The organism is Mesobacillus sp. AQ2 (assembly GCF_030122805.1).
In the GTDB taxonomy this organism is placed as follows: Bacteria; Bacillota; Bacilli; order Bacillales; family Cytobacillaceae; genus Mesobacillus; species Mesobacillus oceanisediminis_A.
This window is the reverse complement of the sequence record NZ_CP126080.1, coordinates 4,077,619-4,101,229: the sequence shown is the minus strand read 5'-3', so window position 1 is coordinate 4,101,229 and position 23,611 is coordinate 4,077,619. Positions and strand designations below refer to the sequence as shown.

Genomic DNA, 23,611 nt, shown 5'->3' with positions numbered 1-23,611 from the left:
TAAATGTGATAGAATGAATATTATTCTATTATATTAACCGCTTACAAAAAGGAGCCAGACGATGAAACCGTATATTTATATTACCAGGAAACTTCCTGAAGAAACGATTGTAGAGCTCACCGAGCAATTTGAGGTGAAGATGTGGGAGCATGAAGATATCCCTGCCCCGAGAGAGGTTTTGCTCGCTGAAGCAAAAAAAGCCAGTGGGATGATCACGATGCTGTCTGACAAAATTGACGAGGAATTGCTGTCAGCTGGTGAAAACCTGAAAGTCGTCGCCAACCTGGCTGTGGGTTTTGACAATATCAATCTCAAATCAGCCACCGAGCGCGGAATCGTTGTGAGCAATACCCCGGATGTGCTGACCGAGACAACCGCTGATCTTACTTTTGCTTTGTTGATGGCTGCGGCAAGGCGCATCGTCGAAGCAGCAGATTATATCAAAGCTGGCAAGTGGGAAGGCTGGAGCCCATACCTGCTTGCAGGACATGATGTATATGGAAAGACGATCGGAATCGTCGGTATGGGGAAAATTGGTAAGGCTGTTGCCCGACGCGCGAATGGCTTTGGAATGGATATTCTTTACCATAACCGTTCCCGTAAACCGGAAGCTGAAAAGGAACTCGGTGCGGTCTACAGTTCATTCGAGGATCTTGTATCAAAGGCTGATTATGTGGTATCACTCGCACCGCTTACAGATGAAACCAGAAATCTTTTTACAGCAGATGTTTTTGCGAAAATGAAAAAAAGCGCGATTTTCATCAATGTTGGACGCGGGCCGGTTGTGGACGAGCAGGCATTGTATGAAGCCCTGAAAAGCGGAGAGATTGCCGCTGCAGGACTTGATGTTTTTGAAAAAGAGCCCATTTCAACAGAGCATCCGTTGCTGGAACTTTCAAATGTGACAGCAATCCCGCATATCGGATCGGCAAGTACAGAAACGAGGACAAAGATGATCAAGCTTTGCTGCACGAACGTCAAAGCTGTCCTCACCGGAGACAGTCCGAAGACTATTGTTAATAAAGAAGTGATTCAATAACTCATCAATCCTTCCCTTCATGCAGGGGAGGATTTTTTTTACACTTACAGCCCCTTGCGATTAAGCGTTTTCATGGAGAAAGGCTTCTTAAATATCCCTTGTAAAAGAGGTTGGTCGTCTATATAATGTCTACTATACAAAAACAAATGTATTTTTAGAAAAGACAAAGGGAGAGGGGAAGAGAATATGCAGGCAATCTCGGTAGGACTTCTTGGATTAGGAACAGTTGGGTCGGGGGTAGTGAGAATCATTGAGAACCACCAGGATAAGTTGATGCACCAGGTTGGCTGCCCTGTGAAGGTAAAGAAAATCCTCGTCCAGGATGTAGAAAAGGAAAGGTCGGTAAAGGTCGACCCTTCTCTCCTGACGATGGACCCAGCGGACATCATCGAAGATCCGGAAATCGAAGTTGTGATTGAAGTCATGGGCGGGATCGAGAATACCCGTGAACATATGCTGCAGGCACTGAGGAACAAAAAGAACGTGGTGACAGCAAACAAAGATTTGATGGCTGTCCATGGCTCAGAGCTGCTGACGGCTGCGAGTGAAAATGGCTGCGATCTGTTTTTTGAAGCGAGCGTGGCAGGAGGCATCCCGATTTTGCGAAGTCTCGTTGATGGGCTTGCGTCTGACAGGATCACAAAGATGATGGGAATTGTGAACGGAACAACAAATTATATTTTAACGAAGATGAGCCAGGAGGGACTTCCATATGACAGCGTGCTGAAGGAAGCGCAGGAGCTGGGATATGCGGAGGCGAATCCGGCATCTGACGTGGAAGGGCTAGATGCAGCCAGAAAAATGGCGATACTGGGTACACTTGGATTTTCCATGAAGATTGACCTAGATGATGTGAAGTTTAAAGGAATCACTTCGGTCACAGAGGAAGACCTGCAGTATGCCAAACAGCTTGGCTATACGATGAAATTGCTTGGCATCGCTGTCCGTGAAGGTAACAAAGTCGAGGTATGTGTGGAGCCTGCCCTGTTGCCGTCTTCCCATCCGCTTTCGTCTGTCAATAATGAGTACAATGCGGTATATGTATACGGTGAAGCGGTCGGGGAAACCATGTTCTACGGCCCGGGTGCCGGCAGTCTGCCAACCGCCACTGCTGTTGTGTCAGATCTTGTTGGCGTCGTTAAGAATATGCGCCTAGGAGTTAATGGCCGTTCTATGGTCACCCCGCAATATGAGAAGCAGCTGAAGGATGATGGAGAAGTAAGTTCGAAGCACTTCCTCCGTCTGCATGTCCATGATGAAGTTGGTGTCTTTTCGGAGGTCACCTCGCTTTTCGCTGACCATAATGTCAGCTTTGAAAAGATCCTCCAGATGCCTTTGAAGGAAAAGGGACTTGCCGAAATCGTAGTCGTTACACATCGTGCTTCTCTCAAAGACTATCAAAATATCCTGATGGAGCTGCGTGACCTCAGGGTCGTGAAAGAAATCAAGAGCTCATACAGAGTCGAGGGGAGTGTCAATCGATGAGATGGCGGGGACTGTTGAGTGAATATCGTGAATACCTGCCAGTCAATGATCAGACCCCGCTGCTGACACTGCATGAAGGAAACACGCCACTGATCCGGCTAGACCAGCTGTCAGAGCAGTGGGGCATTGATTTGCATGTAAAAGTTGAAGGGGCCAATCCGACGGGTTCATTCAAGGACCGAGGCATGGTGATGGCGGTCGCGAAAGCCAAGGAGGAGGGCAGTGATACGGTGATTTGTGCTTCCACAGGCAATACCTCGGCTTCTGCAGCTGCATATGCGGCGAGAGCAGGAATGCGGTGTATCATCGTCATTCCCGAAGGAAAAATCGCGATGGGCAAACTGGCACAGGCGGTGATGTATGGCGCCAGCATCGTTTCGATTGAAGGCAATTTTGACGAGGCGTTGAAAATGGTCAGGGCCATCAGTGAAAATGAACCAGTCACACTCGTAAACTCGGTGAATCCATATCGGCTCGAAGGACAGAAAACGGCTGCTTTCGAAATCTGTGACCAGCTGGGCGGTGCACCAGATGTCCTGGCGATTCCGGTGGGTAATGCGGGGAATATCAGTGCTTACTGGAAAGGTTTCAAAGAATACAATTCCAGCAGGCGGACAGGATTGCCGAGGATGTTCGGTTTCGAGGCAGAAGGTGCAGCAGCAATCGTGCAGGGAAAACCGATTGAGCAGCCAGAAACGATCGCCACTGCCATACGAATCGGCAACCCTGCCAGCTGGAATCTTGCTGTTGCTGCCAGGGATGAATCAGAAGGAACAATTGACTTCGTCACCGATGAAGAAATTTTACAGGCATACAGCCGACTGGCCTCTACAGAAGGGATATTTGCTGAGCCGGGTTCATGTGCCTCGCTGGCAGGAATCCACAAGCTTCTGAAACAAGGGGAAATTCCTCGTGGCTCCCGGATTGTTGCTGTACTGACGGGAAATGGATTGAAGGACCCTTCAACTGCCATCGATATCAGCTCGATCTCACCCGTGCTGCTTCCGAATGACGAAAGAATCGTCAGCGAGCATATCAGGGGAGTGGTCAGACAATGAACGGACTGGGGGAACCACATGCTGCAGGCATTACAGCAAGACAGGTTTTTGCGGTAAAAGTCCCGGCAAGCTCAGCGAACCTTGGCCCCGGCTTTGATTCCCTTGCAGTCGCATTGGACCTATACCTGGAGCTCGAGGCAGAGCGAAGCAATCGTTGGGAGGTGGAGTTCCTCTCACCATCCTTAACAGACTTTCCGCGTGATGAAACGAATTATATTTGCCAGATCGCGCTTAAAACCGCTTTAATGTACAAGCAGAAAATGCCGCCTCTCCGAATGTCTGTCAAAAGCGATATTCCGCTGGCAAGAGGGCTGGGGTCCAGCGCTGCGGCGATTGTTGCCGGAGTGGAACTGGCCAATGAATTTTGCAATTTAGAATTGTCACTGCTTGAAAAATTAAAAATCGCTGCAGGGTTTGAAGGCCACCCGGACAATGCGGGGGCCAGCCTTTTTGGCGGTGTCGTGGTGGGCAGCCAAATAGGGGATGAAGTAGATCTGACAGTACTTGACCAAATCCAATTCGATCCGATACTGGTTGTCCCCCGGGAGGAATTGCTGACCGAAATTTCACGAGACGTGTTGCCGGCAAACATGGAATTCCAGCACAGTGTCCGGGCAAGTGCCGTTGCCAATCAGCAGCTTGCTGCATTGTTAACTCATAATTGGACGCTTGCAGGCAGGATGATGGCTGCCGATCTGTTCCATCAGCCATACAGGAAAGAACTTGTGCCATTTTTTGATGATGTGCATGAAAAAGCCATTCAGTCAGGAGCTTTCGGCGTTGCACTGAGCGGGGCCGGGCCATCGATTTTGTGTCTGGCGGAACCCGGTAAAGGGGATGAAGTCGGGGAAAAAATGAAGCGGTGTGTCGATGGAATGGAAATTTTAACTTTAAAAATCGACCGGAACGGATGCAGTTCCAGCATGAAAAAAAGCGGTTTTGCCATTTAAGGCAAAACCGCTTTATTATTGGTTAATTAGAATACCTGTTCAACCTCAACAACGCCAGGTACTTCCTCTAAAAGGGCGCGTTCGATTCCCGCCTTAAGCGTGATTGTGGAGCTCGGGCAGCTTCCGCATGCACCCAGCAGGCGAAGTTTTACGATGCCATCTTCAACATCCACTAGTTCGCAGTCTCCACCATCGCGAAGAAGGAATGGACGCAATTTATCTAATACTTCCTGTACTTGCTCAAACATTTGCTGTTCAGTCATGCAAATCGACTCCTTTCATAATACTTATTATAATCTCATCAGCCGGAAAAATCTATCCAATTGAATGAAAAACCTGAGAACAACAGTTTTTTCCTTATGAATCCTTTTCATCGTATAGTAAAATAAAAGAAAATAACAGGGGGTAATTGATAATGGAACGCAAAGAAGTAGAAATTGTCGTGTATGGCGCAGAAGTATTATGCCCTAGCTGTGTCAACCTGCCATCCTCAAAAGAAACATATGAATGGCTCGAAGCCGCAATCGGCCGCAAATATGCAGACCAGCCTTTTAAAATTACTTATGTCGATATCTACAACCCTCCAGCAGATGAAGATAAGCGGGAATTTGCTGAAAAAGTAATCGAAGAAGACATGTTTTACCCTGTCGTCCTGCTCGAAGGCAAGATTGTCGGCGAAGGAAACCCGAAATTGAAGACGATTTACGCAGAATTAGAGAAATACGGATACATTTCAGCGTAATTCTATTAAAAGCATTCCGAAATGGAGTGCTTTTTTCTCTTTTTGAGAAGAATCTCTTTAAAATACCGAAAAAGCGAAAACCCTTTTATAGCGATTTTAAGATTTTATAGCGACTTTTTTATTTTTATAGCGACTTTTGCGATTATATAGCGAAAATTTCATTTTTATAGCGACTTTAAAGATTATATAGCGAAAAATTCAATTATATAGCGAACTGGAAATTCCCGCTGATTTTTACCAGTTACCAAAAAAATAAAAAACCGGGCACCCGCGCCCGGTTCACAAATGATCATCCATTATGATACTTATACATCCACAAAATACCTGACTTCAGCAATCGTGCTACGCGGCCGGTGATCGGACGTTCTGCAACCAGACCGAAACCGTGCTTTTTGCCAAGTGAACCGATGACGCCTTTCAGCTTGATCGGCGGGAAGGATTCAGGTGGTTCTTCGCCTTTCCAGCGCTTTTGCAGCACCTGGACGATTTGCTCAGCCTGGCCTTCTGCAAGCTGGGCGCTCGGTGCATGCGGCAGGCTCGCACAATCCCCGACTACATATACATTTTCATGTCCTGGCAGGTTGTGCTGCGCAGTAACCGCGGCCCGGCCCATGCTGTCTTTTTCGACATCCATTTCACGGACAAGTCTGTTTGCCTGAATTCCGGCAGTCCAGACAATCGCGTCACATACAATCGGCTCATCATGATTGTATAAGACGTTTTTCTGTACTTCTGTAATATTTGCATTGTTGATGATTTCGACATTATGGTTGTCAAACCAGTTTTCCACATAGGTGCTCAGGCGCTCGGAGAACGCGGACAGAATATGGTTTCCGCGATCGAAAAGCTTGATTTTCAAGTCTTTGCGGCTTTCAGCCAATTCACTCGCAAGCTCGACACCGCTCAACCCTGCACCAACAATGGCAACACTTGAACCTGCTGGCAGATTATTAAGTGCCTGATAAGTAGCGCGTGATTTTTCGATTGACTGGATGCTGTACGTGAACGTGTCGGCACCAGGAACATTGTGGTACTTATCTTCGCAGCCGAGACCAATGATCAAATCGTCATATTCCACAGCTTCATTACCCTGCAGCTCAACCTTATTTTCCTCCAGATTGATGGCCGTAACTTCCGCGTATTTTACCTGAAGGCGGGGGTGTTCAGGAAATGACACACGAATATGCTGATCGGAAATCGTGCCTGCAGCCAGCGCATAGTATTCAGTTTTCAAGCAATGGTAAGGAACGCGGTCAATCAATGTAATGGATACATCTTCCGGCAGATCATTAGGCAGCAATTTATGGAGGACACGCATGCCGCCATAGCCGCCGCCAAGAATAACGAGATTTCTCATGTGAATTTCCCCTTTTTAACTCATCACAGACAGTCAATGATGTAGGTTTTTTAAGCTCGTTCTTGCAAACGGTAAACGGATACATAATTCGAAATTATTCTACAATATTTTTTCTGATTCGTTTTAATCCATAAAAAGTATAACGAAATTGTGACAAAATAACAACAATTTTATAGAGGCTGTAAGCCGGAGAAATTGACGATTTACCTGAAAAAGGGTACGATTAAAAATTAGTAGAGAGGTGAAACAAATGATTAAGCCGATCATTGAATTTTGTATCAGCAATCTTGCGAGCGGTTCTCAGGCAGCAAGGGCAGAGCTTGAACGGGACCCTGATCTTGACGTCATTGAATATGGGTGCCTTGGTTACTGTGGAAAATGCGCCATGTCCATGTTTGCGCTTGTAAACGGTGATCCGGTAGTCGGTGACACCCCAGAAGAGCTGGTTGAAAATGTTTATAAATATCTGGATGAAAATCCTATGTTTTAATATAGAAAAAAAGCTGGCATGGAAATCGTTCCATTCGCCAGCTTTTTTCATGATTTAGAGAAATTCAGTTTCTGCACTTGTTTCCATGAAATAGAAAGTTTAGTTTCCGGAAACGGCTTGTCTTTCCCGCATCTCCTGCCAGCGGTCCTTGGCGAGCTGGATGATTTGCGGTTCGACAGACTGTCTCTGTTTTTCTATTACCTTCGAGAAAAAACGGACGGCGTCCTGCGTTTGACCGATTCTTCTTGAGAGCTCGCCAATCAGGTACATGAGGCGCAGTTCTGAGACCTGGGTGCCTTTATAATCACCAGTGCTATACGACTCGGTATATTCCTTAAGGGCCAGTTTTAAAAAACGGTTTTCCTGTTCATGGTTTTCAGTGGAGCGATACAGCCAGGCAAGCCTTATATAGAGACCGGCCGCAACAATATGTTTCTCTTTCTTCAGTGTCGAACTATAGGCTGCCAGCTTGAAAGTATTCATTGCCTCCTGGATTGTCCGCTCATCGCCGTAGTTATGAGGAGCCCACTGATTGCAGATTTTATCCTGGATGACCTGCTTGGCGCCTGGCGGAAAATAAGTGCTGAACTCATCGGTAAAAGAATAGCCGCAGTCAGGGCAGACATTGGTATAGTAAAGATTGGGATTTTCAAAACCGTCGGCATACTGAGGGGCAAAGTCAGAATCAAAGCTGAGGACTTTCACAAAACGGGAGCGAACCTTCTTGGTCGTAAAAGAATGCTCGCACATGGCACATGTGTATTTTTTATCAAAAAGAGGTACTAGTTGAGACATCTTTGTCACCTGCCGAATATCCTATGATTTTTGTGAATCTGTTTAGGTCTATTATACCAAGTTATTTGGCTGTTGGAGGAAAAAATTGAAGAATATTCTTTTTCAGCCTGATTGGTTGAGGATTGGAAAAATGCTGTATATACTATAAGAAAGGGAACAAGGAGGTTTTAATAAAATGGAAAATATCGTAATTATTACTGAAGAAGCTGCATTGCAGATTAAAGATATGATGAAGCAAAATGAAACGGAAGACGCTTTCCTGCGTGTTTCTGTAAAAGGCGGCGGCTGCAGCGGCCTGTCTTACGGAATGGGTTTCGCGCATGAAGTCGAAGAGGGTGACAGCCAGCTCGAGCAGCACGGCATCAAGATCCTTGTCGATAAGGAAAGCGCTCCAGTGCTGAATGGCACAACAATCAGCTATAAGCAGTCTTTAATGGGCGGCGGCTTCACAATCGACAACCCGAACGCGATCGCATCATGCGGCTGTGGTTCCAGTTTTAAGACAGCGACACGTGAAGGAACACCTGAAGAATGCTAAATAAAAGCAAGGTCCATACGCGGACCTTGCTTTTGTCTTTTAATTAAACATCGATGAACTATGAAGCGGCTGTGTCTTCGCTTTTGGATCCATATAGGATTTCGCGTTGTTGACAGCTGTAGGTGCTTCACCGAATCCGGTTGCGATCAATTTGACTTTTCCTTCGTATGTGCAAATATCGCCTGCAGCGTAAACGCCAGGGATATTCGTCTCCATTTTGGAGTTGACGACGATGGCGTTCTTTTCGATTTCAAGGCCCCATTCCTTGATTGGTCCCAGAGATGAAACGAAACCGAAGTTGCAGATGACCGCGTCAACGTCCACAGCGACTGTTTCTTCGCTGTTTGCGTCCTTTAGTACTAGCTGGCTGATCTTTTCTCCATCACCGATCAGTTCTGCTGGAACGTAAGGTGTTTTGATATCAACCTTTGAATTTTGCAGGTTTTCAACACTGTGCTCGTGGGCGCGGAACTTATCGCGTCTGTGAACGATGGTTACCTGCTCAGCAATTGGTTCGAGCATCAATGCCCAGTCAACAGCAGAGTCCCCGCCGCCCAGTACAGCGACCTTTTGTCCAGCGAACTGGTTCAAGTCGTCGATGAAATAGTGCAGGTTCTTGCCTTCGTATTGTGCAGCGCTTTCAAGTTCAAGTCTGCGTGGCTGGAACGCACCGTTTCCGGCAGTGATGATGACTGTTTTTGTATAATGAACTTCTTTATCAGTAGTCAGCTTGATATTTCCGTCTTCCAGCTTCTCCAGCTTTTCAACAGACTGTTCAAGAGCAGTCGCAGGCTCGAATTTCGCCATTTGCTCCTTCAGGTTGTTGATCAGCTCCTGGGCACGGACTTTTGGAAAGCCGGCAACATCATATATGTACTTTTCTGGATAAAGTGCAGATAATTGCCCGCCTAACTGTGGCAAACTTTCAATGATCTTAACAGATGCTTGTCTCATTCCGCCGTAGAAAGCAGTGAACAGACCAGCAGGCCCCCCGCCGATAATCGTGATGTCATAAACTTTTTGATCTTCTTTCACTCCATATCCCCCTCACTATGTAGTAAAATTGCTCCAATTGTTATAATACCATAAATTGAAAAAATAAACTCCTAATCATAATAGAAGAAAGCTTGTGGAACAATATATTTCATAGAAAATTCTCTTTACAAAACGGGTAAATAGTGAAATTATCCTATTTTCTGAATATTTCCAAGTTAAATGAATCGCTTGAAAATGCGGCGTAAAAAGAATAAGATGGATTGTAGGTAAGAATGTTAAGATTTTGTGACATTTTCAGGACATTTTTTTGAACATTTTAGTGAATAATATCACAAACTTATCCGGGAAATGATGGCAGCAAAGAGAGAGAAGCCAGTCGACCAAAAATATTTTAAAAAGGTGGAAGTGATCACTTTGAGAAAGCCAAAGATCGTAATCTTAGGAGCAGGATACGGGGGATTAATGACAGCTACCCGTTTACAAAAAGCTGTTGGAGTAAACGAGGCTGACATTGTCCTTGTCAATAAAAATGATTACCACTATGAAACTACATGGCTGCATGAAGCATCTGCAGGAACTTTGCATCATGACAGAGTCCGCTATGATGTTCGTGATGTAATCGATCGCCATAAGGTTGAATTCGTCCAGGGATCTGTTGAAGAGATCAAGATGGATGAGAAGCGTGTAATCCTTGAGAACGGTGACATCGTCTATGACTATCTGGTCATCGCCCTGGGTGCTGAACCTGAAACTTTTGGTATTAAAGGCTTGAAAGAGTATGCTTTCTCTATCGTCAATGTCAACTCAGCAAGACAAATCCGTGAGCATATCGAATATCAATTCGCAACATATAATACTGAAGCCGAGAGGAAAGATGAGCGCCTGACAATTGTTGTCGGCGGTGCGGGCTTCACAGGAATCGAGTTCCTTGGTGAACTGACAAACCGGGTTCCTGAACTTTGCCGTGAATATGATGTGGATTACCATAAAGTAAAAATCGTATGCGTTGAAGCAGCGCCAATGGTTCTGCCTGGTTTCGACCCTGAACTTGTCAACTATGCGGTTGCTACGCTCGAGAAAAAAGGCGTGGAATTCCGCATCGGAACAGCAATCAAGGAAGCCACTCCAGAAGGAATCATCGTCGCAAAAGGTGAGGAAGAAGTCGAAGAAATCAAAGCTGGCACAGTGGTCTGGGCAGCTGGTGTACGCGGCAGCTCTGTCATCGAAAGATCGGGCATTGAAGCAATGCGCGGTCGTGTGAAAGTCCAGCCGGACCTTCGCCTGCCAGGTTCAGATGATGTATTCATCGTCGGTGACTGCTCATTGATCATCAATGAAGAAATCAATCGTCCATTCCCTCCGACTGCACAAATTGCGATGCAGCAGGGTGAAGTATGCGCAAGGAACCTTGCAGCACTTGTCCGTGGCAAAACCGAGCTTGAAACCTTCACTCCAGATATCAAAGGAACAGTATGTTCCCTTGGTGAAGATGACGCAATCGGCGTTGCATTCGGCAAGAAAATGGTCGGCACGAAAGCTTCCTTCATGAAAAAGATGATCGACAACCGTGCGCTTTATATGATTGGCGGACCTTCAATGGTTCTTAAAAAAGGCAAATTCAACATTCTATAATAGATGTACTGAAACAGGCTCTTTGCGGGGCCTGTTTTTATTTTGTCCATGGCTTAAATGGTAAGCCGCGCTGACCTGGTTGGAAGGAATAATAAGTTTCTCGCCCAGTCGGAATGTATGACTAAGCGAGATTCGATCGTGTACAATAATCGTAAAATGAGTTATTGGATGGGAATGAAATGGGGAAACGGGAAAATGTCTGGCTGGGAGTTGCCGGAGTTGTCATGGATGAGGATGGCCGCTGGCTTGTTGTCAAAAAGCGCTACGGCGGCCTGGAAGGAAGCTGGTCCCTTCCGGCAGGCTTCGTTGAGGAAGGGGAGACCGCTGACCAGGCTGTTCTCAGGGAAGTGAGGGAAGAAACAGGAATAGAGTGCACTGTCATCGGTCTTCTAGGGGTGCGAACCGGCGTAATCAGGGAGTCGATCAGCGATAATATGCTCGTTTTTTTATTAAAACCATTGCCGGACCAGGAAGTAATGGCACAAGAAACGGAATTATATGAAGCAGGATTTTTGTCACCTGATCATTTAAAATCAGACCCTGATACCTCAATGCTGCTGCATTACCTTTTGAGTAAACCCATAGCTAATGTGATCAGCGGCAAACAGGGAATGGACCCGGGAAAGCAGTTTCATTATAGCGCATACCAATTATTTTTATAATTTTCTGAAATTTAAAGAAAGTGACAGATATTTAAAGGAAAAATAGGATGTATCCGTTTTCAAAGGGGGTTTTCGGTCAAATTCGGACCTTTTCAAGAATGGGGAATCTCTGATATATTATCAGAAAATTCTATAATATAAAGGAGAGATTCATTTATGAAAATGCAGGCACATGATTCAAAGGAATGTCCTTATTGCTCAGGTAAAGGCTACTTCCAACTACTTCTTGGCGGATCAGAAACATGCACTTGCTGCAGCGGCTCAGGAAAATCAAAAAATTAAGGCAAAGCATCTTTGACCTTCGCAATTTGCGGGGTTTTTCTTTTTGCCTCGAATTTTGAGATACTGCACCATTTCATTGACTCGAAAACGGACTAACAGTAAACTAGAAATGATGTTTAATGGGGGGATATAGACATGATGACGGTTGTCACACTGATCATTTCGATGTTATTGTTTTTTGTCCTGTTTTTCGGGATTGGATTTTTATTGAATATGCTGCTGAGGATGTCCTGGGTAATGGCGATCGTTTATCCATTGATTGCGATATTCATTATTGATAAATATCGGTTGATCGATTACTTCCGCAACAGCGGGGAAGCTTTCCGTGATCTTGGACAGCGGATTTCGCAGCTGGCTGTCGCAGATATACTGATTCTGAGCAGCGGGCTTGCAGGTGCAATACTTGCCGGTGTTGTAATCAAACTTTTACGAAAAAAAGGATATCAAATGTTTTAAGAATGTGACCTTCAATTTTTTGAGGGTTTTTTTTATGCATAAAAATAGGGATTGGTCAGAGACTATTACTAATTTAGTAAAGTCAAGATATTAATCCAATGATTAAAATTTTACTTTTAATGGAAGTGTAAATAGGTCTTTTGGTCCCTTTTTTGCTCCTTTTGGAATATTTCTTGTTTCGTTGGGAAATTAATAGATTTGGGAGGAGTGAAAAATTATATGAATATTTTAAAAATGTGGGCAAAACGCTCAGCTATGGCAGTTTTATTTTTTGCTGCTATAACTTCAACTTTCCACTCGATTTCAGGAGTGGAAGCTTCCACTGTTTCTACATACGTTTTTGACAGTGCTGGCGCACAACAAGAGGAAAATTCAAGTTTTGATCATAAAAAAAAGTCAATGGGGCTTGCCCTTAAGTTTTTGAAAAAAGTTTCGGACTTCACGACGAAGATCTCTTCTAGTGAAAAAGTAGCCGGCGCACCGCCGACACTTGAGGAATCAATGAACTGGTCGCAATACCCGACAAAGCAGATCATTGCAACGGGCTATACGGCAGGAATTGAATCCACTGGTAAAAATCCTGGCCACCCAGGCTATGGAATTACTTATTCAGGTGTGAAGGTCAAACGCGACCTCTACTCGACCGTAGCCGCTGACTTAAATGTATTCCCGATCGGGACCATCCTTTTCATCCCTGGATATGGATTTGGGGTTGTCGCCGATAAAGGCGGGGCAATCAAGGGAAATAAAGTGGATTTATATTATGATACTGTTAAGGATGTATACGAACAATGGGGCAAGAAGACGCTGGACGCATACATAATTGAAATGGGTAACGGCAAGCTTACAGAAGATGACCTGAAAGCACTCAACGAAAATGAATCCATGCAGGTTTTCCGCCAGCAGTATATTAGCGGAAAGAAATCTTAAAAGGTTAGGCACTTTCCCAGGCGGAAAGTGCCTTTTTATTTGTGGATGAGATGGTGCAATTTTTCCAGACCATCAAGAAGTCTGGGGGACGGCCGGCAATACAGTTCTTCCTCTAGAATGAAAAGACGGTCTTCCTTGACAGCGTCGAGTTCTTTCCAGCCGGGCCTGTTTGTAATCAATTCTTTTTTCACCTTTTGTTTCCTGACACCGACCCAGGCAATGCACAGATAATCCGGATTCCGGGATTTTACATCATCCCAGTCAGTCTGTACGCTGGCAAGTTCAACATCATTAAAAATATTTTCAGCACCGGCAGCTTCTGATATTTCTGTCAGCCAATTGATCCTGCCGGGAGTGAATACAGGTTTTGGCCACCACTCCCAGTAGAGCTTCGGTTTCCATTTAACTGCTTCCCCTTTTTGCCTGATGTTCTCGAGTCTGTTTCTGAACTTTTCTGCAGCATTCTGCCCGCGCTCTGGCATGTTCAATGCTTCGGCCGTGACCAATAAATCTTTCTCTATATCCTGAAGCGATTGCGGATTCAGAATGATATGGGGAATATTGCGTTCCTTCAGGCCTTCGATATTCTTTTCCATACCAGGCACGCTTAAAGATGCAAGCACGAGGTCTGGCTTCAATTCTTCAACAAGATTAAGATCGATCGAAAGGTCCGGGCCAAGCTTAGGCAGCGATTTTACCGCTTCGGGCCAATCGGAGAAATCATCCACTCCGACGAGAAGATGAGACAGCCCGAGAAATTCCATGATTTCGGTATTGCTGGGACATAATGACACTACTTTCATACAAATCCACCTGCCTTATAAAAGATAATGCAGCAGCAAAGTCAGCACAATGCCAGTCAATCCGCCGAAAAAAACTTCGATGGGCTTGTGTCCCAGCAGCTCTTTCAGCTCTTTTTGCTTTTCCTGCTCGGGTTTCTTTTGCCATCCCTTTGCTTCCTGGGCGAAGCGGCCAAAATCAGCCACTAGCTGGTTCAGGACAATAGCCTGCTCTCCAGCCTGCCTGCGGACACCCGAGGCATCGAACATCGTGATAATCGCAAAGACAGCCGAAACAGCAAATACAGCTGAATCGAGTCCTGCTTGAAGAGCCACCCCTGTCGACAATGCTGTCACAGCAGCGGAGTGTGAGCTCGGCATACCGCCCGTACTCGTCAGCAGCGACCAGTCAATCCTCCTCGTCGCAATATATTGAATCGGGACCTTCACGAACTGCGCGAAAAAAATCGCCGCCAGCGAGGCCCACAATGGGAAATTCGTTAATAATTCCATGGCTGTTCCCCCTCTATATATAAAAGTACCTTTTTCAGTAATACCCTAAGTTCAATGATAACATTACAGCCAGCGGCCGATGTTTGATAAAATAGTTCTAACGTTCAGGATGAATGGAGGTGAGGGATTTGACAGGCTACCCTGAAGAGTACTATGAGTTCTTTATTAAATTCAACGAAGGGGACTATTATACCTGCCATGACTTGCTTGAAGATATGTGGATGACGGATAAAGGCAATCTTTTTTTAAAAGGGCTGCTGCAAATGAGTGTTGCGATCTATCATTACAGCTACGGAAATGTGAAGGGAGCGCGGCTCATGATGCAGGCAGCGCATGATTACCTTCAAACCTACCGTCCAATCCACTGGGGACTTGATCTGGAAAAAATATATCCCTTCATCGAAAAGTGCCTAGAAACATTCCCAGACGGACTTGACCGTGTTCCCTATGAAGAAGTCGGGGCACTGCCAGAGCTGCCGGTTTTATATTTATATCTGGAAGACTAGGAGCTAAAGTGAAAATAAACTGCGGAAGTCGAAATATTTCAGCTGTTTCGATATAATGAAAGTATAAATTTGGAGGGGTGAAGGATTTGTTTACTGTTAGCAATCAATTTAATTTGACCAACAGCCATGACTGTCTTGTGATTGGCCTGTTCAATAAGCCATCAGGACTTGAAGGCGTGGTTGGGGAAGCAGACAAGCTTTTTGACGGACAATTGACTGAACTGATCAAAAGCGGGGATATTTCAACAAGGAAAAAAGAGGTTTCCAAAATACATACTTTCGGTAAAATTGGCGCGAAGAAGATTTATTTTGTCGGGCTTGGACATGAGAAAGAATATAAATTCGAGACTTTGAGGGACGCATTTGGCCGTCTGTTCAAGACAGCAAAGAAGGAGAAATGGACGGAAGCAGCAGTGCTTTTGGATACTTTTACAAGCGACAGCGTCGAGCTGAACGATGCAGCACACGCACTTGGAGAAGCTTTCCCGATGGCTACATATGAATTCGCAGGCTACAAGCAAAAATCGAACGAGCCAGAAAAGCGCATTGAGAGCCTTACTGTTTACAATGCCGATGAAGAAGGCGATGTGGAAGCAGCTCTAGAGGTTGGCTATGTTTTCGGCAAAGGCACGAATTCAGCACGAACGCTCGTCAATACACCGGGCAATCTGTTGACTGCGACAGATATGGCGGAATATGCGCTGAAGCTCGCAGAAAAATATGAGTTTGAAGCAGAAATTTTAGAAAAAGAAGAAATGGAAAAGCTCGGCATGGGTGCGTTGCTGGCCGTCAATCAGGGTTCAGCTGAGCCGCCGAAAATGATTGTCCTGAAATATCAGGGCAAGGAAGAATGGAATAATGTCATCGGGCTGGTCGGCAAGGGCATCACATTTGACACAGGCGGCTACTCGATTAAAACGAAGGCCGGCATCGTCGGAATGAAGTCAGATATGGGCGGTGCAGCGGCCGTGCTTGGCGCGATGGAGATCATCGGTGAACTGAAACCCGAGCGCAATGTCGTTGCCGTCATTCCGTCTACTGACAACATGATCAGCGGCACTGCATTCAAGCCGGATGACGTCATCACATCCATGAGCGGAAAAACAATTGAAGTGCTGAATACCGATGCAGAAGGACGCCTTGTGCTTGCGGATGCCATGACATACGCTAAGCATCACGGCGCAGATTACCTGGTTGATATTGCAACTCTGACAGGCGGCGTGATTACTGCTTTAGGACTGCATACATCAGGAGCTTTGACGAATAACGAGGAATTCTTTGAACAAGTGCTTGAGGCTTCCTATGAGTCAGGAGAGCCAATCTGGCGCCTGCCATTGTTCGAGCGCGATATTGAGCGCGTGAGGGGCAGCAAGATCGCCGACCTGAACAATTCGCCAGGGGCCGAAGGACATGCAATCATGGGCGGAGCCTTTGTCGGTGAGTTTGCAGAAGGCACTCCATGGGTTCACCTTGATATCGCTGGAACAGCTACCACCAGCAAAGAGCATGACCTGGGACCAGCAGGCGCAACTGGCGTCATGGCCAGAACACTCGCATTGCTGGTTGAACGATTCGAGACAGAAGAAGATGAAAAATAAATAGAATGGAGAACCCTGAAGTTCACATGAGACTTTGGGGTTTTTTTGTGAGCAGACAGAGGCATAACTACCACATCTGTACTTTCCCCCATTTTTAACATAAATTTCAATGGCAATCAAAACACTAAATCAAGCAAACCCATTGACATAAAAAACAATTCTATGATAATTTAATACTTGTCATTTTAATTCTCTACCAATTTACCAAACTAAAGTATTTGATCACCGAGAGGAGCACGTATAATGAATGCAGTTGTTATTGCCGTACTGGCGATGCTGATCCTGAGTCTGCTTCGTGTCAATGTTGTATTGGCATTGATTGCCGGAGCGCTGATCGGCGGGTTGACTGGCGGCTTGAGCATAGAAAAGACAATTGAAGTTTTTTCAGGAGGACTTGGCGGAAGTGCCGAGGTTGCGCTGAGCTATGCATTGCTTGGCGGGTTCGCAGTGGCTATTTCCAAAACAGGATTGCCAAACCTGATCGTTGACTGGATGATCAGCATGATTGGCAAAAAAGGCGAGTCAAAAGCAAAGACTTATTCAAAAGCGATTATCGTGATTTTAATTTTAATGATGTCGATTTTCTCGCAAAACCTGATTCCGATTCACATTGCGTTCATTCCGATCTTGATTCCGCCATTGTTGATTGTCTTCAATGAACTGAAGATTGATAGACGTTTGATAGCATCTGTTTTGACATTCGGACTGACGGCGCCATATATCTTGCTGCCGGTAGGATTCGGAGGGATCTTCCACGATATCCTGGCCACGAATATGGCTGAAGGCGGGATGAACATCGATAAGGGTGACATCCCGACAGCGATGCTGCTTCCTACTGCAGGCCTGGTAGTCGGTTTGCTGATTGCCATTTTCGTATCCTACCGCAAACCTAGAAATTATCAAGATCACCAAGTGGTCGAAATGGAAAGAAATGAGTACTCAAAAACTGGCATCATTTTCTCTTTCGTTGCGATTATCGCAGCCCTTGCAGCACAGCTGTTCTTCGATTCGATGATCATGGGCGCGCTTGCGGGAATCATCGTCGTTTATGCAAGCGGAGCGATTAAGTGGCGTGAAGCCGACAATCTTTTAACAGAAGGTATGAAAATGATGGCGTTTATCGGGTTCGTCATGCTGGCAGCATTCGGATTCGCTGAGGTCCTGAAGGAAACAGGGGATGTGGAGTCCCTTGTTACGCAGGCTGCCGATGCAATCGGCAATAATAAAGCCATGGGCGCTTTGTTGATGCTTGTTGTCGGATTGCTCGTCACAATGGGAATCGGTTCTTCGTTCTCGACGATTCCAATCATTGCAACGATTTTCGTGCCGCTAAGTCTTCAATTGGGCTTCAGCCCGATGGCTACGATTGCGATTGTGGGAACAGCTGCCGCACTTGGTGATGCCGGTTCTCCTGCATCCGACAGTACGCTTGGGCCGACAGCGGGTTTGAATGCGGACGCTCAGCACAATCACATCTGGGATACAGTAGTACCGACTTTCGTGCACTACAATATTCCTTTGATCATTTTCGGCTGGATTGCCGCAATGATTTTATAATTTTAAAAAAGAGCCGTCCTCCTTTTTTACAGGGAGGACGGCTTTGTTTATTTTAAAATGAAAATTCGGTAGGATAATAAAAAGAGGTGATTAACATGTACTTTGGGAAAACACGGAAAAAGGGTCCTTCGGGCAGAGTCCCGCCGAACCAGAATGTTACGACTTCGTTCCCTGTCCTGCATTATGGCAATGTCCCTTTTTATAAAAGTTTAGATGATTGGACCCTGAAGATTTTTGGACTAGTCGAAAAAGAAGTGATTTTACCATATAAAGAATTGATGGATTTGCCGCAAATATCCTCCGGCAATGACATACACTGTGTGACTGGATGGTCCAAGCTTGATAATGTTTGGGAAGGAGTTTCCACGCTGGAGCTGGCGAGGATGGCCAAACCGAAGGAAGCAGCTAAATATGTCATCCTCCATGCTGAAGAAAATTGGACGACCAACCTTCCTGTTGAGGATTTCCTCAGGGATACAAGCCTGCTTGCCCATTCCCATAATGGAGAACAATTGACTCCTGAGCATGGCTATCCATTGCGGGCGGTCATTCCACACCTCTACTTCTGGAAAAGTGCAAAGTGGATCAGGGGCATAGAATTCACCTCTGAAAACCGGCCTGGTTTCTGGGAGGAAAATGGCTATCATATGTATGGAGACCCGTGGAAAGAGCAGCGGATGACCTGGGACTAGGCATTTTTTTCAGTACAATGGACAAACGCCTATTCAACTGTCCCTCTGTATGCATATGAAGTACTATAGGCATAGAAAAAGAGGGAGGCAGCTTGATGAATAGAAGAAGACCATTTTATGGCGGCCGGCGTCCATTTGGTTTTGGATTTGGAGGCCCGTTTGTTGGCGGAGTGCTGGGAGGCCTTTTAGGCAGCGCGTTATTGTACCCCGGCGGCTATGGCTACGGTTATGGGGGATTCCCGCCCTATGGCTATGGTTATGGATACCCTTATTATTAATAATAAAAGCCGCTGTTCCAATGCAGCGGCCTTTTCCATTTAGTGCCACCTAAGCTGTGTGATAATATGGCAGCATTCTTTTTCCCCTGCATAATCCGTGAAATTCATGGTGATTCCATCCGGGTCATAATCGATTTTTGGCATTCTTTTGATTCCTGTTGCTCTAATCATTCGCTCCACTTCTTTTGTATTTGATTGCTGCGCAGCAGACATTAAATCCCTGGAAAAAGAGGACGAAGACGTGATTTTGCTCATTACGATATTTGCATCTTTCATCAGGGCAATTGATTTTAACGCCGATGTTTTGAACAGGGTTGCGCTCACTTCAGGAAATGGACGAGTATCGGGATGCTGATTCTTATAAAAAAATAAACAATGCATAGGTACCCTCCCTCCAGCCGGGTATTTCATAATATGATTCAATGTATGAAAGCTGACTCTCAAGTATGAAGGAGGGAAAAGCTCAAAAATACTTATATACTGGAAAAAAAGGGTATACCAACGTAAAAGGAGAATTGTTATACATAATAACTTCCCGGTTGAAATAGAATCGGACCAAGGTAGCATGAAAGGGGGGGACCTCATGGATTTAGATCTGGTCGTCAATATAATTGACGAAAACGGCTATTTAGGGTTGTTTTTATGGTTGTGGTTTGGGGTGTTCATCCTCCCAGTACCAAACGAGGTCATATTGATGACTGTCGGCATGGCTTCGTCCCAGGGGGCTTTAACCCCAATGCTTGCCTTTGGTGTTACATATCTGGGGATCTCTGCAGCTTTCACTTCCAGCTATTTTTTTGGAAGGGTGATAGGAAGAAGATTATTACAGATAATGAGAAGAAAAAAGCGGTTTGCAAATTCAATTGAATCCGCTATGGAGTTAATGCAGAAATACCATGTATTCTCCTTATCATTAAGCTGTTTTGTTCCTGGAGCCCGTTATTTGGTGCCAATTCTTTATGGTATCAGCAGGCTTTCGTTCAGAACGTTTGCCATCTTCGCATATAGCGGTGCTTTTATATGGGTATTGATTGCTTTTGTGTTAGGCTATCTATTTGGCGATAAAATGGATCTGATCATGAGGTATAGCGATGAGCTGTGGCTTGTGGTTCTTGCTGGTGTGATTGTCTTTATTACTATCATGGTACGGCGGAGAAAAGTTAAGGAAACAGCTACTGAAATGGATCAAGCCATATATCAGGAAAGGCAGCATAAATAGCCGCCTTCACCTGGAACTTGTCCATTTTTGCTAAAAATCGTTCCTGTGCTCAACCAAATCAATGGCCCCCAGAACAATATGAGCCAATCCGAAACCGAATACCGTGTTGGAAACCATTTTGTCGATCTTGCGATTTTGTTTCATCGCATAACCTGCAGCCGTGACAGCTGTACCTAAAACTGTCGGGATCATGCCTTCGCGAATTCGGTTCAAATGAATCACCCCATGATTTTGTTGGTCCTTAGTGGTAAGGACAATATTAGTTTTTCCCGCAAGCACCTGTGAATTGTTTGCCAAATATAAGGAGGCTAAAGAATATGGATTTGAACAACACATTGCTGGGCTCACTTGGAATTGAAGTAACAGAACTGCAAAAAGGAAAAGTGGTCGCCACGATGCCGGTCGATGAAAGAACAAGGCAGCCATTTGGCCTGCTGCATGGCGGAGCATCTGTTGCCCTTGCAGAAACTGTCGCCAGCGTAGGCGCTTTCGAGTTGGTCGACAAAGAGAACGAAGTCGTGGTCGGTCTTGAAATCAACGCCAACCACATCAGGGCAAAAAGAGACGGAGTAGTCACAGCCCTTGGCACCGTTCTCCATCAGGGAAAAACGACGATGGTCTGGGATATAAAAATAACAGACGAAGACGACAATCTTGTCTGCATATCCAGATGCACCATCGCTGTGATCAAACGCAAAAAATAAACCAGCCGAGTTGGCTGGTGTTTTTTTATGGTTCGGACATGGTTGGAGGGAAAAATGGTGAAGCTTTCCGAAGTAGCCCAAAGTTCGGACAGGTTATGGGGAAAAACTGAAAAAGCTGTCCGAAGCAGCCCCAAGTTCGGACATGTTATGGGGAAAAACTGGAAAAGTTGTCCGAAGTAGCTCGAAGTTCGGACAGGTTAAGGAGGAAAACTGAAAAAGCTGTCCGAAGTAGCCCGAAGTTCGGACAGGTTATGGGGGAAACCTGAAAAAGCTGTCCGAAGTAGCCCGAAGTTCGGACAGGTAGGGAGGAAAAACTGGAAAAGTTGTCAAGAAAGCATCGTTATTTTGACAGGTCTGAAGATAGAAGCCGAAAAGCTGTCAAGAAAGCAACGTTATTTTGACAGGTCTGAAGATAGAAGCCGAAAAGCAGTCAAGAAAGCAACGTTATTTTGACAGGTCTGAAGATAGAAGCCGAAAAGCAGTCAAGAAAGCAACGTTATTTTGACAGGTCTGAAGATAGAAGCCGAAAAGCAGTCAAGAAAGCAACGTTATTTTGACAGGTGCAGGGGTAGAAGCCGGAAAGTTGTCAAGAAAGCAACGTTATTTTGACAGGTCCAGGGGTAGAAGCCGAAAAGCAGTCAAGAAAGCGTCGTTATTTTGACAGGTCCAGGGGTCGAAGCCGAAAAGTTGTCAATAAAGCGTCGTTATTTTGACAGGTCCAGGGGTAGAAGCCGAAAAGCTGTCAAGAAAGCGTCATTATTTTGACAGGTCTGAAGATAGAAGCCGAAAAGCAGTCAAGAAAGCAACGTTATTTTGACAGGTCTGTGAGTAGAAGCCGAAAAGTTGTCAAGAAAGCAACGTTATTTTGACAGGTCCGGAGGTAGAAGCCGAAAAGCTGTCAAGAAACCATCATTATTTTGACAAGTCTGAAGGTATAAGCCGAAAAGCTGTCAAGAAACCATCGTATTTTTGACAGGTATGAAGAGAAACGACAATAATCTGTCAAAAACGAAGGCTGCTTTTCGCAGCTTTCAGCAGGAATCTGGTCATGTATCAGGCTAGTGCTCCCTACTCCTGCCTGATACCAATAGATTGTCCGCCCCTGAAACCTGCACAGTGTCAATCACATTGTTTCCATATCCTCCTCGATTTCAATGATTCGCCGCAGCTTCTCATTGTGGAAGGAGGCTGGTGTCATTTGAAGCAGTTTATTTCGAATGGAGCTGAGAATCGGGAAATCGATTTGTGAGGCCAACCCGTAGATTTTCATTTCATCTTTAATCAGCTTAATCCGTTCCTGTCTGTGCTGAGTGTATTTTTTAAAAGCATTTAACACCGAGTCTTCTTTACTGATCCATTTTGCCAGGTATACTGCATCTTCAATTGCCTGTGAAGCTCCCTGGCCTATGTTGGGCATTGAGGCGTGAGCTGCATCGCCGAGTAATAGAATATTTCCGGATTGCAGGGGTGTTAAGGGGTTCAGTTCATACAAATCGTCGTAAATAATCTGGTTGTTTGGGGTGTTTTCCAGTATTTCCTGGATTGGATCATGATAGTAGAAAAAGTTGAACAATAAGTCGATTGGAGTCCATTCGCGAAGGTTGCTGGCTTCTGGCGATTTTTTTAAGGCATACCAAAAGATTTGCTGGTCTCGTAAAGGAGCGATGCCGAATCTTCCTCTGGCTCCCCAGGTTTCAGTATAGGCAGTGACTTTGAATGGTGCGTATTCGATGATGCCTCGCCAGCAGGAAAAACCTGTGTAGGTAAGTGAGTTGTTTGGAAACATCTTAGAGCGGACGGAAGATGAAGCACCGTCACAGGCAATCAGATAGTCTGATTCTGCGCTGGTACCATCTTTAAAAAATAATGTAACAGCTTCATCATCTGTAAAATCAGTTACATGCTTTTCTAAATGAAGAGAACCTGGGAGGAGTGCATCCAATAATATCTTTTGAAGGACAGATCGTTGGATGAACAAGTAATTTGGTATCGGGGTGGGAGGCTGGTAATGAAAATTTGCAATGTTGTTCCCAAAGTCGGATTTCAGCAGACAGGCATCCGATTCAAGTCCGTTATTCCGTAATTGGGATCCCAAACCCATGATGTAAAAGGCCCTTATTGCATTACCGCTTAAAATAATTCCTGTATCCGGTTCGTTGACCTTTTTTGCTTTTTCATAAACTTCTGCATGGATTCCATTTTTCTGCAGGGCAATGGCTGTGCATAATCCGCTGATTCCGCCGCCGACGATAGCAATTTTTTCATCCTCCATTTTTCTCCCTCCATTCTGTCAGACTGACTTTTCATCTTAACTATACTCCGGTGCTTCTGAGGTTGGTATGGATAAACTTTG

General features: G+C 45.3%; 28 protein-coding genes. 19 read left to right on the top strand and 9 right to left on the bottom strand.

The features are described from left to right. The first annotated feature begins 61 nt into the window (after positions 1 to 61). From QNH36_RS20680 to thrB, 4 genes are all read left to right on the top strand, one after another. Positions 62 to 1,039, top strand: coding sequence for a 2-hydroxyacid dehydrogenase (locus tag QNH36_RS20680; protein ID WP_144478543.1), 978 nt, complete (start codon positions 62 to 64; stop codon positions 1,037 to 1,039). A gap of 186 nt (positions 1,040 to 1,225) precedes the next feature. Continuing rightward, a complete protein-coding gene (locus QNH36_RS20675; RefSeq protein WP_144478544.1) occupies positions 1,226 to 2,524 on the top strand; it encodes a homoserine dehydrogenase in 1,299 nt (432 codons plus the stop codon). Next, entirely contained in the window at positions 2,521 to 3,582 is a 1,062-nt protein-coding gene (thrC, locus tag QNH36_RS20670; RefSeq protein WP_283904102.1) for a threonine synthase, read from the top strand. The genes QNH36_RS20675 and thrC overlap by 4 nt, the downstream gene beginning before the upstream one ends. Then, positions 3,579 to 4,532: a homoserine kinase gene (gene thrB, locus QNH36_RS20665; RefSeq protein WP_251542851.1), complete on the top strand. Its 954-nt coding sequence runs from the start codon at positions 3,579 to 3,581 to the stop codon at positions 4,530 to 4,532. The genes thrC and thrB overlap by 4 nt, the downstream gene beginning before the upstream one ends. 26 nt (positions 4,533 to 4,558) lie before the next feature. Here thrB and QNH36_RS20660 read toward each other — a convergent pair whose 3' ends face one another. Further along, positions 4,559 to 4,795, bottom strand: a complete 237-nt coding sequence (locus QNH36_RS20660) for a NifU family protein (RefSeq protein WP_023626615.1) — start codon at positions 4,793 to 4,795, stop codon at positions 4,559 to 4,561. A gap of 152 nt (positions 4,796 to 4,947) precedes the next feature. On the opposite strand from QNH36_RS20660, the gene QNH36_RS20655 reads away from it, so the two are divergent. After that, the gene (locus QNH36_RS20655) at positions 4,948 to 5,274 is read left to right on the top strand and encodes a YuzD family protein (RefSeq protein ID WP_283904101.1); all 327 of its coding nucleotides are present in this window, start codon (positions 4,948 to 4,950) and stop codon (positions 5,272 to 5,274) included. 289 nt (positions 5,275 to 5,563) lie between these two features. On the opposite strand, the gene QNH36_RS20650 is transcribed toward QNH36_RS20655, so the two are convergent. Next, entirely contained in the window at positions 5,564 to 6,631 is a 1,068-nt protein-coding gene (locus QNH36_RS20650; RefSeq protein WP_144478547.1) for an NAD(P)/FAD-dependent oxidoreductase, read from the bottom strand. Positions 6,632 to 6,881: 250 nt separating this feature from the next. Here QNH36_RS20650 and QNH36_RS20645 point away from each other — a divergent pair, with 250 nt between their 5' ends. Continuing rightward, a complete protein-coding gene (locus tag QNH36_RS20645; protein ID WP_079507135.1) occupies positions 6,882 to 7,121 on the top strand; it encodes a YuzB family protein in 240 nt (79 codons plus the stop codon). A gap of 99 nt (positions 7,122 to 7,220) precedes the next feature. On the opposite strand, the gene QNH36_RS20640 is transcribed toward QNH36_RS20645, so the two are convergent. Further along, positions 7,221 to 7,916: a DUF2225 domain-containing protein gene (locus tag QNH36_RS20640; RefSeq protein WP_144478548.1), complete on the bottom strand. Its 696-nt coding sequence runs from the start codon at positions 7,914 to 7,916 to the stop codon at positions 7,221 to 7,223. Between the two features lie 175 nt (positions 7,917 to 8,091). On the opposite strand from QNH36_RS20640, the gene QNH36_RS20635 reads away from it, so the two are divergent. Continuing rightward, positions 8,092 to 8,454, top strand: coding sequence for a HesB/IscA family protein (locus QNH36_RS20635; RefSeq protein WP_144478549.1), 363 nt, complete (start codon positions 8,092 to 8,094; stop codon positions 8,452 to 8,454). A gap of 39 nt (positions 8,455 to 8,493) precedes the next feature. Here QNH36_RS20635 and QNH36_RS20630 read toward each other — a convergent pair whose 3' ends face one another. Beyond that, entirely contained in the window at positions 8,494 to 9,489 is a 996-nt protein-coding gene (locus QNH36_RS20630; RefSeq protein WP_251542847.1) for an NAD(P)/FAD-dependent oxidoreductase, read from the bottom strand. A gap of 375 nt (positions 9,490 to 9,864) precedes the next feature. Between QNH36_RS20630 and QNH36_RS20625 the strand changes: the two genes are divergently transcribed. From QNH36_RS20625 to QNH36_RS20605, 5 genes are all read left to right on the top strand, one after another. After that, entirely contained in the window at positions 9,865 to 11,082 is a 1,218-nt protein-coding gene (locus tag QNH36_RS20625) for an NAD(P)/FAD-dependent oxidoreductase (protein ID WP_144478551.1), read from the top strand. Between the two features lie 179 nt (positions 11,083 to 11,261). After that, the gene (locus tag QNH36_RS20620; protein WP_144478552.1) at positions 11,262 to 11,744 is read left to right on the top strand and encodes an NUDIX domain-containing protein; all 483 of its coding nucleotides are present in this window, start codon (positions 11,262 to 11,264) and stop codon (positions 11,742 to 11,744) included. 156 nt (positions 11,745 to 11,900) lie between these two features. Next, positions 11,901 to 12,026 (top strand): YuiA family protein, encoded by a 126-nt coding sequence (locus QNH36_RS20615; RefSeq protein WP_186326803.1) that lies wholly within the window; start codon positions 11,901 to 11,903, stop codon positions 12,024 to 12,026. Positions 12,027 to 12,161: 135 nt separating this feature from the next. Continuing rightward, entirely contained in the window at positions 12,162 to 12,482 is a 321-nt protein-coding gene (locus QNH36_RS20610) for a YuiB family protein (protein ID WP_144478553.1), read from the top strand. 219 nt (positions 12,483 to 12,701) lie between these two features. Further along, positions 12,702 to 13,412 (top strand): 3D domain-containing protein, encoded by a 711-nt coding sequence (locus QNH36_RS20605; RefSeq protein ID WP_144478554.1) that lies wholly within the window; start codon positions 12,702 to 12,704, stop codon positions 13,410 to 13,412. A 35-nt stretch (positions 13,413 to 13,447) separates the two neighbouring features. Here the strand turns inward: QNH36_RS20605 and QNH36_RS20600 are convergent, their stop codons facing one another. Both QNH36_RS20600 and QNH36_RS20595 read right to left on the bottom strand, forming a co-directional pair. Beyond that, on the bottom strand, positions 13,448 to 14,215 hold the full coding sequence (locus QNH36_RS20600) for a cobalamin-binding protein (protein WP_283904100.1): 768 nt from the start codon (positions 14,213 to 14,215) through the stop codon (positions 13,448 to 13,450). A 15-nt stretch (positions 14,216 to 14,230) separates the two neighbouring features. After that, on the bottom strand, positions 14,231 to 14,704 hold the full coding sequence (locus QNH36_RS20595; RefSeq protein WP_144478556.1) for a divergent PAP2 family protein: 474 nt from the start codon (positions 14,702 to 14,704) through the stop codon (positions 14,231 to 14,233). A 128-nt stretch (positions 14,705 to 14,832) separates the two neighbouring features. Between QNH36_RS20595 and QNH36_RS20590 the strand changes: the two genes are divergently transcribed. The 5 genes from QNH36_RS20590 to QNH36_RS20570 all read left to right on the top strand — a co-directional run bounded on the left by QNH36_RS20590 (position 14,833) and on the right by QNH36_RS20570 (position 19,335). Then, a complete protein-coding gene (locus QNH36_RS20590) occupies positions 14,833 to 15,210 on the top strand; it encodes a DUF309 domain-containing protein (protein ID WP_251543278.1) in 378 nt (125 codons plus the stop codon). 86 nt (positions 15,211 to 15,296) lie between these two features. Beyond that, on the top strand, positions 15,297 to 16,808 hold the full coding sequence (locus QNH36_RS20585) for a leucyl aminopeptidase (RefSeq protein WP_283904099.1): 1,512 nt from the start codon (positions 15,297 to 15,299) through the stop codon (positions 16,806 to 16,808). A 243-nt stretch (positions 16,809 to 17,051) separates the two neighbouring features. Continuing rightward, on the top strand, positions 17,052 to 18,365 hold the full coding sequence (locus QNH36_RS20580) for a Na+/H+ antiporter family protein (protein ID WP_144478558.1): 1,314 nt from the start codon (positions 17,052 to 17,054) through the stop codon (positions 18,363 to 18,365). A 95-nt stretch (positions 18,366 to 18,460) separates the two neighbouring features. Then, positions 18,461 to 19,057, top strand: a complete 597-nt coding sequence (locus tag QNH36_RS20575) for a sulfite oxidase-like oxidoreductase (RefSeq protein WP_283904098.1) — start codon at positions 18,461 to 18,463, stop codon at positions 19,055 to 19,057. A gap of 95 nt (positions 19,058 to 19,152) precedes the next feature. Next, complete coding sequence (locus QNH36_RS20570; protein ID WP_283904097.1) at positions 19,153 to 19,335, top strand: hypothetical protein; 183 nt, start codon at positions 19,153 to 19,155, stop codon at positions 19,333 to 19,335. A 39-nt stretch (positions 19,336 to 19,374) separates the two neighbouring features. Here QNH36_RS20570 and QNH36_RS20565 read toward each other — a convergent pair whose 3' ends face one another. Then, positions 19,375 to 19,716, bottom strand: coding sequence for a YuzC family spore coat inner layer protein (locus QNH36_RS20565; RefSeq protein ID WP_283904096.1), 342 nt, complete (start codon positions 19,714 to 19,716; stop codon positions 19,375 to 19,377). A gap of 202 nt (positions 19,717 to 19,918) precedes the next feature. On the opposite strand from QNH36_RS20565, the gene QNH36_RS20560 reads away from it, so the two are divergent. Next, positions 19,919 to 20,554 carry a DedA family protein gene (locus QNH36_RS20560; RefSeq protein ID WP_283904095.1) on the top strand — a complete coding sequence of 212 codons (636 nt, stop codon included), beginning with the start codon at positions 19,919 to 19,921 and terminating at the stop codon, positions 20,552 to 20,554. Positions 20,555 to 20,584: 30 nt separating this feature from the next. Here the strand turns inward: QNH36_RS20560 and QNH36_RS20555 are convergent, their stop codons facing one another. After that, positions 20,585 to 20,746 carry an asparagine synthase gene (locus tag QNH36_RS20555; protein ID WP_144479017.1) on the bottom strand — a complete coding sequence of 54 codons (162 nt, stop codon included), beginning with the start codon at positions 20,744 to 20,746 and terminating at the stop codon, positions 20,585 to 20,587. A 125-nt stretch (positions 20,747 to 20,871) separates the two neighbouring features. Between QNH36_RS20555 and QNH36_RS20550 the strand changes: the two genes are divergently transcribed. Further along, entirely contained in the window at positions 20,872 to 21,258 is a 387-nt protein-coding gene (locus tag QNH36_RS20550) for a PaaI family thioesterase (protein WP_251542832.1), read from the top strand. A gap of 1,123 nt (positions 21,259 to 22,381) precedes the next feature. Here the strand turns inward: QNH36_RS20550 and QNH36_RS20545 are convergent. Continuing rightward, a complete protein-coding gene (locus QNH36_RS20545) occupies positions 22,382 to 23,530 on the bottom strand; it encodes an FAD-dependent monooxygenase (RefSeq protein ID WP_283904094.1) in 1,149 nt (382 codons plus the stop codon). Positions 23,531 to 23,611: the final 81 nt, after the last annotated feature.

Bases quoted from the DNA above. Each gene is read 5' to 3' on its own strand.
- QNH36_RS20680 (WP_144478543.1), top strand. From the start codon at position 62: ATGAAACCGTATATTTATATTACCAGGAAACTTCCTGAAGAAACGATT.
- QNH36_RS20675 (WP_144478544.1), top strand. From the start codon at position 1,226: ATGCAGGCAATCTCGGTAGGACTTCTTGGATTAGGAACAGTTGGGTCG.
- thrC (WP_283904102.1), top strand. From the start codon at position 2,521: ATGAGATGGCGGGGACTGTTGAGTGAATATCGTGAATACCTGCCAGTC.
- thrB (WP_251542851.1), top strand. From the start codon at position 3,579: ATGAACGGACTGGGGGAACCACATGCTGCAGGCATTACAGCAAGACAG.
- QNH36_RS20660 (WP_023626615.1), bottom strand. From the start codon at position 4,795: ATGACTGAACAGCAAATGTTTGAGCAAGTACAGGAAGTATTAGATAAA.
- QNH36_RS20655 (WP_283904101.1), top strand. From the start codon at position 4,948: ATGGAACGCAAAGAAGTAGAAATTGTCGTGTATGGCGCAGAAGTATTA.
- QNH36_RS20650 (WP_144478547.1), bottom strand. From the start codon at position 6,631: ATGAGAAATCTCGTTATTCTTGGCGGCGGCTATGGCGGCATGCGTGTC.
- QNH36_RS20645 (WP_079507135.1), top strand. From the start codon at position 6,882: ATGATTAAGCCGATCATTGAATTTTGTATCAGCAATCTTGCGAGCGGT.
- QNH36_RS20640 (WP_144478548.1), bottom strand. From the start codon at position 7,916: ATGTCTCAACTAGTACCTCTTTTTGATAAAAAATACACATGTGCCATG.
- QNH36_RS20635 (WP_144478549.1), top strand. From the start codon at position 8,092: ATGGAAAATATCGTAATTATTACTGAAGAAGCTGCATTGCAGATTAAA.
- QNH36_RS20620 (WP_144478552.1), top strand. From the start codon at position 11,262: ATGGGGAAACGGGAAAATGTCTGGCTGGGAGTTGCCGGAGTTGTCATG.
- QNH36_RS20615 (WP_186326803.1), top strand. From the start codon at position 11,901: ATGAAAATGCAGGCACATGATTCAAAGGAATGTCCTTATTGCTCAGGT.
- QNH36_RS20610 (WP_144478553.1), top strand. From the start codon at position 12,162: ATGATGACGGTTGTCACACTGATCATTTCGATGTTATTGTTTTTTGTC.
- QNH36_RS20605 (WP_144478554.1), top strand. From the start codon at position 12,702: ATGAATATTTTAAAAATGTGGGCAAAACGCTCAGCTATGGCAGTTTTA.
- QNH36_RS20600 (WP_283904100.1), bottom strand. From the start codon at position 14,215: ATGAAAGTAGTGTCATTATGTCCCAGCAATACCGAAATCATGGAATTT.
- QNH36_RS20595 (WP_144478556.1), bottom strand. From the start codon at position 14,704: ATGGAATTATTAACGAATTTCCCATTGTGGGCCTCGCTGGCGGCGATT.
- QNH36_RS20580 (WP_144478558.1), top strand. From the start codon at position 17,052: ATGAATGCAGTTGTTATTGCCGTACTGGCGATGCTGATCCTGAGTCTG.
- QNH36_RS20575 (WP_283904098.1), top strand. From the start codon at position 18,461: ATGTACTTTGGGAAAACACGGAAAAAGGGTCCTTCGGGCAGAGTCCCG.
- QNH36_RS20570 (WP_283904097.1), top strand. From the start codon at position 19,153: ATGAATAGAAGAAGACCATTTTATGGCGGCCGGCGTCCATTTGGTTTT.
- QNH36_RS20565 (WP_283904096.1), bottom strand. From the start codon at position 19,716: ATGCATTGTTTATTTTTTTATAAGAATCAGCATCCCGATACTCGTCCA.
- QNH36_RS20560 (WP_283904095.1), top strand. From the start codon at position 19,919: ATGGATTTAGATCTGGTCGTCAATATAATTGACGAAAACGGCTATTTA.
- QNH36_RS20555 (WP_144479017.1), bottom strand. From the start codon at position 20,746: ATGATCCCGACAGTTTTAGGTACAGCTGTCACGGCTGCAGGTTATGCG.
- QNH36_RS20550 (WP_251542832.1), top strand. From the start codon at position 20,872: ATGGATTTGAACAACACATTGCTGGGCTCACTTGGAATTGAAGTAACA.
- QNH36_RS20545 (WP_283904094.1), bottom strand. From the start codon at position 23,530: ATGGAGGATGAAAAAATTGCTATCGTCGGCGGCGGAATCAGCGGATTA.